1 protein-coding gene is annotated in these 591 nt (G+C 32.1%); it reads right to left on the bottom strand.

The window, feature by feature from the left end:
- Nucleotides 1-24 precede the first annotated feature (24 nt).
- Nucleotides 25-591, bottom strand: a 567-nt coding sequence (locus tag P7122_RS15820; protein WP_278006773.1) for a hypothetical protein, incomplete at its 5' end; no start/stop codon positions are given.

The following is a 591-nucleotide window of genomic DNA, read 5'->3' as shown; positions in this document are numbered from 1 at the left end:
ATACATTGTTGCCTACAGTTATTTTTATTCATTCTCAATTTTATTCAATTCCGCAATTCTGTTTTTATGCATTTCAAATATTATTTCAGGATTCCATTCGTCATCTTCTGTTTTTCCGTGTCCCAATGACATTAGTGAAATCAATTTTCCGTTTTCTGCATAAAATTGGCAAGTCCAAGGTTGCAGAGTGTAATGGTTAATTGGCATATATTTTATTGATTCCTCCGCGTAAATAAGTTCTCCGTTTTGTTCGTAATAAACTTCTTCGTAAAGAACTGTTTCTTGGTGCGAGTCAATTTGTATTATTCGTTTCCCATTTTCATTTTCGCAAATCCGCCAAAATTCCGTTTTTCCATTAAAGTCAGTTACAGCATTTACATTTTGGGAACATTTGGAAAGTTCAGCCAAATATTGGTCATTAATTTCAGTCCTTAATTTTGCTTCTGTTTCTAATTCAGTTAATTCTGTTTCTGAATCAGAGATTGTTGTTTCAATTTCCGCCACATTTTTTTTAGTTGAGTTGCTTTTTTTCGATTCGCAAGCAGTCAATGAAATCAAGATTATTAATGTCAGCAGGATTTTTTTCATAAT

The sequence above is a fragment of the Winogradskyella marincola genome, assembly GCF_029624125.1.
Taxonomy (GTDB): domain Bacteria; phylum Bacteroidota; class Bacteroidia; order Flavobacteriales; family Flavobacteriaceae; genus Winogradskyella; species Winogradskyella marincola.
Note: the sequence above shows the minus strand (reverse complement) of the source record. Positions and strands in the feature narration are given on the sequence as shown.